The 8,115-nt window shown below is 70.3% G+C and carries 6 protein-coding genes and 1 rRNA gene; 5 read left to right on the top strand and 2 right to left on the bottom strand.

Annotation, left to right across the window (positions count from 1 at the left end):
* The 5 genes from rrf to G5C51_RS37540 form a co-directional block, all read left to right on the top strand.
* A 5S ribosomal RNA gene (gene rrf / locus G5C51_RS37560) occupies positions 1-100 on the top strand; the annotation flags it as partial.
* A 75-nt stretch (positions 101-175) separates the two neighbouring features.
* The gene (mtnA, locus tag G5C51_RS37555) at positions 176-1,303 is read left to right on the top strand and encodes an S-methyl-5-thioribose-1-phosphate isomerase (protein WP_165244642.1); all 1,128 of its coding nucleotides are present in this window, start codon (positions 176-178) and stop codon (positions 1,301-1,303) included.
* A 218-nt stretch (positions 1,304-1,521) separates the two neighbouring features.
* Entirely contained in the window at positions 1,522-2,199 is a 678-nt protein-coding gene (gene mtrA, locus G5C51_RS37550; protein WP_165244640.1) for a two-component system response regulator MtrA, read from the top strand.
* A 57-nt stretch (positions 2,200-2,256) separates the two neighbouring features.
* Positions 2,257-4,155 carry an MtrAB system histidine kinase MtrB gene (gene mtrB, locus G5C51_RS37545; protein WP_206314739.1) on the top strand — a complete coding sequence of 633 codons (1,899 nt, stop codon included), beginning with the start codon at positions 2,257-2,259 and terminating at the stop codon, positions 4,153-4,155.
* Entirely contained in the window at positions 4,145-5,980 is a 1,836-nt protein-coding gene (locus tag G5C51_RS37540) for an LpqB family beta-propeller domain-containing protein (protein WP_165244636.1), read from the top strand. Before mtrB ends, G5C51_RS37540 begins: the two co-directional genes overlap by 11 nt.
* A gap of 52 nt (positions 5,981-6,032) precedes the next feature.
* Here the strand turns inward: G5C51_RS37540 and G5C51_RS37535 are convergent, their stop codons facing one another.
* Both G5C51_RS37535 and hpf read right to left on the bottom strand, forming a co-directional pair.
* On the bottom strand, positions 6,033-6,761 hold the full coding sequence (locus G5C51_RS37535; protein ID WP_165244634.1) for a response regulator: 729 nt from the start codon (positions 6,759-6,761) through the stop codon (positions 6,033-6,035).
* Between the two features lie 146 nt (positions 6,762-6,907).
* Complete coding sequence (hpf, locus tag G5C51_RS37530) at positions 6,908-7,618, bottom strand: ribosome hibernation-promoting factor, HPF/YfiA family (RefSeq protein ID WP_165244632.1); 711 nt, start codon at positions 7,616-7,618, stop codon at positions 6,908-6,910.
* Between the last annotated feature and the right edge of the window lie 497 nt (positions 7,619-8,115).

Raw genomic sequence — 8,115 nt, 5'->3', positions numbered from 1 at the left:
TAGGGAAACGCCCGGTTACATTCCGAACCCGGAAGCTAAGCCTTTCCGCGCCGATGGTACTGCACAGGGGACTGTGTGGGAGAGTAGGTCGCCGCCGAACTTAACTTCAAATGCCTCAACCCCCAGCTCAGTGCTGGGGGTTGAGGCATTTCTGCGTTGCGGGGAGACTGGTGTGATGGCCGAAGACTTTGCCGCACTGCGCTGGGACGAACCCGACGAGCACCTGGGTGGGCCTGTCCTGGTCCTGCTGGACCAGACCCGGCTGCCCGCCGAGGAGGTGGAGCTCGCCTGCACGGATGTGCCGGCGCTGGTGCAGGCCATCCAGTCACTTGCCGTCCGCGGGGCTCCGCTGCTCGGCATCGCCGGAGCGTACGGCGTCGCCCTGGCCGCCGCCCGTGGGTACGACGTAGAGGAGGCGGCCGAGCATCTGGCCGGCGCCCGGCCCACCGCTGTGAACCTCGCCTACGGGGTGCGGAGAGCCGCGGATGCGTATCGCGCCGTGCTCCACGAAGGCGGGACCCAGGCGCAGGCATCCGCGGCCGCGCTCGACGAGGCGCGGGAGCTGCACGCCGAGGATGCCCGGGGCAGTGCGCGGATGGCCGAGCACGGGTTGCGGCTGCTCGGGGAGTTGGCGACCGGTGGTGGATTCCGGCTGCTGACGCACTGCAATACCGGGCAGCTCGTCTCCGGCGGGGACGGCACCGCGCTCGCCGTCGTACTTGCTGCGCACCGGGCCGGTGAGTTGCGCCGGCTGTGGGTCGACGAGACCCGGCCGCTGCTGCAGGGCGCGCGGCTGACGGCGTACGAGGCGGCGCGGGCCGGCATGCCGTACACGCTGCTCGCCGACAATGCCGCGGGGTCGCTGTTCGCCGCCGGTGAGGTGGACGCCGTGCTGATCGGGGCGGACCGGATCGCCGCTGATGGCTCGACCGCGAACAAGGTCGGGTCGTATCCGCTGGCCGTGCTGGCGCGGCATCATGGGGTGCCGTTCATCGTCGTCGCGCCCACCACCACCGTCGATCTCGACACGCCCGACGGGGACGCGATCGAGATCGAGCAGCGGCCGGGGAGTGAGATCACCGAATTCACCGCGCCGCATACGTTCAGCAGTGAGATGTCGCAGCCGGGGGGCGGGGTGCCGATCGCGCCGCTGGGCACCCAGGCGTACAACCCGGCCTTCGATGTCACGCCGCCGGAGCTGATCACCGCGATCGTCACCGAGCGGGGTGTGGTGTCGCCCGTGACGGCCGGCGAGCTGGCGGGACTGTGCGCCCAGGCCGGAAACATCCGTTCGGCGCGCTAGGCTGGCGGGTGATTCGGGTCACTGGGATGAGCTGATCATCTACTTCACGGGGGTCGCCGCGGGGGCCGAGGCGCGCCAACTCCCGTGCGGTCCACCGCCTGCGGGCGGCCAGTCGCGTTGCCGCAGGTGGTTTGCGGGAGCGGGGACCGGGTGATCCGTAAACGTGACGGGGATCACCAAGCTACCGGGCGCGCCATCGGCAATGGAATGATGTGCATATGAAGGGACGCGTTCTCGTCGTCGATGACGACACCGCACTGGCGGAGATGCTCGGCATCGTGCTGCGTGGCGAAGGCTTTGAGCCATCGTTCGTGGCCGACGGCGACAAGGCGCTGGCTGCTTTTCGCGAGACCAAGCCTGACCTGGTGCTGCTCGATCTGATGCTGCCGGGCCGGGATGGTATCGAGGTGTGCAGGTTGATCCGCGCCGAGTCCGGCGTGCCGATCGTCATGCTCACCGCCAAGAGCGACACGGTGGATGTGGTCGTCGGGCTCGAGTCCGGTGCCGATGACTACATCGTCAAGCCGTTCAAGCCGAAGGAGCTGGTCGCCCGGATCCGGGCGCGGCTGCGCAGGTCCGAGGAGCCGGTGCCGGAGCAGCTGGCCATCGGCGATCTGGTCATTGACGTGGCCGGTCACTCCGTGAAGCGGGAGGGGCAGCAGATCGCCCTGACGCCGCTGGAGTTCGACCTGCTCGTGGCCCTGGCCCGTAAGCCCTGGCAGGTCTTCACCCGTGAGGTGCTGCTCGAGCAGGTCTGGGGCTACCGGCATGCGGCCGACACCCGGCTGGTCAACGTCCACGTGCAGCGGCTGCGCTCCAAGGTCGAGAAGGACCCGGAGCGGCCGGAGATCGTGGTGACCGTGCGCGGCGTCGGCTACAAGGCCGGACCGGGATAACGGGACCGGAAGACAGTGTCGAGGCTGCTGCTGCAGGACGGCGCGTCCGGCGGACCGATGCAGCCAGTGCTCCGACTGCTGCTGCGCTGGGTGCGGCGGCCGCTGCTGCCTGCGCTCAGGCTGTGGCGGCGCAATATCCAGGTGCGGGTGGTCGCCACCACCCTGCTGATGTCCATAGGCGTGGTCCTGCTGCTCGGGATCGTGGTCATAGGCCAGGTCCGTAACGGGCTGCGGGACGCGAAGCTGCAGACCGCACAGGTGCAGGTCGACGGCGGTTTCCAGGCGGCCGAGCGGGCCGCGGACCGGCCGGACCGGGGCAGCGGGGGCACGCAGGGCGGCTCCAAGGCGACCACCGGTGAGTGGCTCAGCAACCTGGTGGAGGACCTGCAGAGCAGCGGCAAGGGCGTCTACTCGGTAGTGACCATGAGCTCCGACGTCGTCGACTCCGAGGCCGGGGACACGACGCGCGGCTCGCGCTATATCGACCTCGATGTGAAGCGCAGCATCGCGAAGGACCTGCGCGAGAAGGTCGACGAGGGCGATGTGGTCCAGCGCTACGGGCGGGCCTACTGGCGCGACGGCTCCGCGGACGGCGAGGCCTCGCTGATCGTCGGCAAGCTGATGCGGGAGCCGAACGGCGGGCGCTATCAGCTCTACTACGTCTTCCCGTTCACGCAGGAGGAGAAGACGCTCAGCCTGGTCAAGGGCACTCTTGCCTCGGCCGGCGTCTTCGTGGTCGTGCTGCTCGGCGCCATCGCCTGGTTGGTGGTGCGCCAGGTGGTCACGCCGGTACGGATGGCCGCGGGGATCTCCGAGCGGCTGGCGGCCGGGCGGCTGCAGGAGCGGATGAAGGTCACCGGCGAGGACGACATCGCGCGGCTCGGTGAGTCCTTCAACAAGATGGCGCAGAACCTGCAGCAGAAGATCCAGCAGCTGGAGGACCTGTCGCGGATGCAGCGGCGGTTCGTCTCGGACGTATCGCATGAGCTGCGGACGCCGCTGACCACGGTGCGGATGGCCGCGGATGTCATTCACGAGGGCCGGGCGGACTTCGATCCGGTGACGGCCCGGTCGGCTGAGCTGCTGCTGGATCAGCTGGATCGCTTCGAGTCGCTGCTCAGTGATCTGCTGGAGATCAGCCGCTTCGATGCCGGAGCTGCCGCGCTGGAGGCCGAGCCGATCGATCTGCGGGAGGTCGTACGGCGGGTCGTGGACGGCGCGCTGCCGCTGGCCGAGCGGAAGGGCAGCGCTGTGCTCGTACGGGGCAATGCGCAGCCGGTGATCGTCGAGGCGGATGCCCGGCGGGTGGAGCGGGTGCTGCGGAATCTTGTCGTCAATGCCGTGGAGCATGGCGAGGGGCGGGACGTCGTGGTGCGGCTGGGTGCGGCCGGCGGGGCTGTGGCCGTGGCCGTACGGGACTACGGGGTCGGGTTGAAGCCTGGGGAGGCGTCTCGGGTGTTCAACCGCTTCTGGCGGGCGGATCCGGCGCGGGCGCGTACCACCGGGGGCACCGGGCTGGGGCTTTCCATCGCGGTCGAGGACGCGCGGCTGCACGGCGGCTGGCTGCAGGCGTGGGGGGAGCCGGGCGGCGGGTCGCAGTTCCGGCTGACGCTGCCGCGGACGGTGGGGGAGCCGCTGCGGGGGTCGCCGATACCGCTGGAGCCGGAGGACTCGCGGGCGCATCGCGAGCACCGGGAGCTGGAGGCCAGGGCAGCTGACCGGGCGGAGGCCCGGCCGGCGCGCGGTGGTACGGGGCTGCTCACGGCCGTACCGGCGCAGGGGCGCGGGCATGCGGCGGCCGATCCGACGGCGCTGCCGGGGGCCGGGACGCCGGTGCGGCGGAATGGTGAGCGGGGGTTCGGGGCGGACGAGCGGGATCTTGGCGAGCGGGAGCTCGGCGAGCGCGGGCTCGGTGCCGAGTCGACGGCCGGGGAAGGGGACGACGGTGCTCGGTAGCGGTGCGGATCACGGGCTTCGGGGCGGAGTGCGGGCGCTGGCCCTGCTCGCCTGCGGGGCCGTGGTGGCCGGGTGCGCGTCCATGCCGGACAGCGGCGACGTGCCGCCGGGGCCTTCGGCGTCGCAGCGGCCGGAGGAGCAGCAGGCGCGGGTGGAACCGCAGGTGCCGGAGGACGGGGCACAGCCGGCGCAGATCGTCAGCGGCTTCCTCGAGGCGCTGATGGCCAATGAGAAGGACTTCCGCACCGCGAAGGAATACCTGACGAAGCGCGAGCGGGGGAGCTGGCGGCCGGAGAAGACCACGGTGCTGGCCGAGGAGCCGAGCCCGCGCGAGCTGTCGCCCGGCGGGAAGGGTGACCTGACGGCGCAGGGCGAGGGCAATACAGTACGGGTCCGGCTCACGGGCACGCAGCTGGCGGTCGTCGACGATCGCAATGCCTATGTCTCCAGCGAGCAGAAGTACCGCAAGGACATCGAGCTCCGTAAGAACAGCAAGGGCGAGTGGCGCATCTCCCAGCCGCCGCCGGGGCTGGTGCTGGGAGAGGCGAACTTTCACCGGACGTATCTGCAGGCCGAGAAGTACTACTACGGCGCGGTGCACAAGCAGAGCCTGGTGCCCGAGCCGGTTTACGTGCGGCGGGGGCTCGACCTGACCGACGCGGTCCAGTCGCTGCTGGCGGGGCCCGGCGCGCAGCTGCTGCCCGGGGTGACGAACCCGATTCCCCCGGGCACCGAGCTCGCCGGGAAGTCGCTGGCGCCGGACGGGGACATGCTGCGGGTGCGGCTGAAGCTGCCGAAGAACAAGCGGCTGTCGGCGGATGCCTGCCAGGCCGCGGCGCGGCAGGTGTTCTATACCGCCAAGAGCCAGCTGCCCAGCGGGCTGGCACGGGTGGAGCTGGAGCGGGACGGCGGCGGATCGCTGTGCGGGGTCACCTCCGCGCAGGCGCGGGATGTACGGCCGGAGGGGCTGTTCGGCTCGCTGGACAACCAGTACTTCATCGACACCGAGCACCGGCTGGTCCAGCTGCCGGCGAGTCCCGACAGCGACGTAAAGCCGGATCGGGTGCCCGGCGTGCTGGGCGCGGACGGTGCGGACGGCGTGAAGCTGCGGTCGGCCGGCGTGGCGCGCGATGAGCGCCATGCGGCGGCGGTGTCCGAGGACGGCTCGAAGATGTATGTCGCCGGCCTCGACAGCGGCGCGAAGCTGAAGGACCCGGCGCTGACCAGCAAGTCCAAGCGCACCGGCGACGATCGCGGGCTGACCGCGCCGAGCTGGGACGGGGCCGGAGACGTGTGGGTGGCGGATCGTACGGCGGACGGCTCGACGCTGTACCGGCTGCGGGATCAGGGCCGGGCCAAGGCCGAGGAGGTCCTGGTGCCGGATCTCGGGGACGGGCGCATCGAGTCGTTGCGGGTGTCGGCGGAGGGTGCGCGGATCGCGCTGCTGGTCGAGCGCGACGATCGGACCACGCTGCAGCTCGGCTCGATCATGCCGGGCGACGACGGCAAGCTCATGGTCGCCCGGCTGGAGAACGCCGCGCCGCAGATGCAGGACGTGCGGGGCTTCTCGTGGGCCGGGGAGAGCCAGTTGATCGTCGTGGGGACGACGTCCAAGGGGGTGCAGCAGCTCAAGTACGTGGACACGGACGGCTCGGTGCCGCTGGAGCCGCCGCGCGGGCTGAACGGGGTGACGGCGATCGCGGCGGGCGAGCGGTCCGACCGGCCGTTGATCGCGGATTCCGAGGACGGGATCGTGCGGCTGCCGCCGGATGCGGACTGGCGGCGGGTGGCGAAGAAGGGGTCGGCGCCGGTCTATCCGGGGTAGTCGGCTGCCCGCCCGGCTGGCTGGTCGGCCGGCCCGGGAGCGTGCTCAGCGCTCAGCGCACGTCGAGGATCTTCTCGCGCATCGCGTAGACCACGGCTTCCATCCGGGAGTGCAACTGGAGCTTCTCCAGGATGTTGCGGACGTGGTTCTTGACCGTGTTCTCGCTGATGAAGAGCTCTTTGGCGATGTCGCGGTTGTTCATGCCCGTGGCCACCAGCTTGAGCACCTCGAGCTCGCGGTCGGTGAGCCGCGGGGCGGGGACGAGGCGGCGCTCGTCGGTGCGCTGGATCATCGACTTGAACTCGGTGAGCAGCTTGGACGCCATCGACGGGCTGATCTGCGACTGGCCGTCGGCGACGGCGCGGATGGCGGCGGAGACCTCGTCGGTGGAGATCTCCTTCAGCAGATAGCCGGTGGCGCCTGCCTTGATCGCGTCGTAGAGGTCGGCCTCCTCGTCGCTGATCGTCAGCATGATGATCTTGGCGCTCGGCACCACCTCCTTGATGGAGGTGCAGGCCTCGATGCCGCCGCGCCTGGGCATCCGGACGTCCATCAGGACGATGTCCGGGAGCAGGTCGGCGGCCTTGTCCAGGGCCTCGGCGCCGTCGCCGGCCTCGCCGACGACCTGGATGTCCTCCTCCTGGGCCAGCACGATCTCCAGGCCGCGGCGGAACAGCTCATGGTCGTCCACCACCAGAACCCGGATCGGCTCCGCGCGCCGCCCGGCCGCGGCCTCGGCATCCATCGGCTCTTCGGCAACGGACTCCATGCTCTCCGCCATCGGTCTCCCCCCTGTGCGCGAACACCAGTCTGGCGTCCGCCGATTACCCATGCGACGACATGATTTCATGCCTCGGCGGCGGGGGAGGTACCCCGCCGCCGAGGAGAGGGAATTTCGGCTTCCGGCGGTGACTTTGTGGCTGGAAATCAGCTGCCGAGCGAACCGCCGGCTTCCGACGGAGACTCCTTCTCGATCGGGTACGGGTCGAGGTGGATCACGCCGTAGTCATAGGCGTGGCGGCGGTAGACGACGCTGGGCATCTTCTTGTCGGAGTCGACGTAGAGATAGAAGTCGTGTCCGACCAGCTCCATCTCGTACAGCGCCTGGTCCAGGGTCATGGGCGAGGCGGCGTGGGTCTTTTCGCGGACGACGAGCGGGCCGTCGCCGTCGACGGTGAGCGGGCCGTTCTTGGACGGGGCCGGGGCCTCGTCGGCCATGGCGTAGTCCGGCTCGGGACTGGTGGCCAGGCGGCCGTCCTCGGTCAGCTCGGCGGAATTCGCCACGACGTCGCCGACCTCGGCGGCGGAGCGGCGGGCCTTGCCGGGGCGACGCGATGTGCGCTTGTCCTTGTGCTTGCGGAGCAGGGCATCGAGCTTGCCTGCCGCGAGGTCCAGAGCTGCGTACGGGTCCGCTGCGGACGCCTCCGCGCGGACCACCGGGCCCTTGGAGCGGACCGTGATCTCCACGCGGTCGCTGTGCTCGGCCTGCCGCGGGTTGTGCTCCTTGGACACCTCGACATCGAGGCTGATCACCTTGCCGTCGTACTTCTGGATCTTGTCCAGCTTCAGCTTCTCGGCCACGTGCCGGCGGAAGCGCTCCGGCACCTCCGTCTTGCGGCCCTTGACGACGATGTCCACGCAGAACTCCGTTCCGGGCGCCCCCTGACGACGGGGCGCACCTTTGGTGCACTGGGCTCCGGGCACCGCCGGAGCCTCGGGGTTCTCTTCACCGGCACGTCCTGGGGCGGGCGGGCCGGTATTCACCTCCTCCTCCCCCGTCGGAGAGCTCCTCACCCCCACACCCCTCACAATCGAACATAGCTCGTGGGGAGAGGCGCGGCACCCCCTGTCGGGTCCGTCCTCCGATCGAGTGGTCTTTCACCCTTCCTATCAGGCAAAACGTAAATTTTCGGTCAGACTGCGATCGAGTCGAACGGACTCGAACAGTTGTGGTTCGGGGTCGGAGGGCGCGGCCGGGGCGCTGGGAGCCGGTCGTCAGGCGAAGGCCGTCCGCGGGGCCGCCACGACGGCTGCGGCGGTGGGGGGCGCGCCCAGGTCGTCGCGCAGGGCGCGGGCGGCCTCGGTGAGGGTGGCGCCGGTGGTTATCAGGTCGTCCACGAGGACGAGTGCGGGGG

This window comes from Streptomyces coryli, assembly GCF_011044975.1.
Classification (GTDB): Bacteria; Actinomycetota; Actinomycetes; order Streptomycetales; family Streptomycetaceae; genus Streptomyces; species Streptomyces coryli.
The sequence above is the reverse complement of the archived record's forward strand: the minus strand, read 5'-3'. Positions and strand labels throughout refer to the sequence as shown.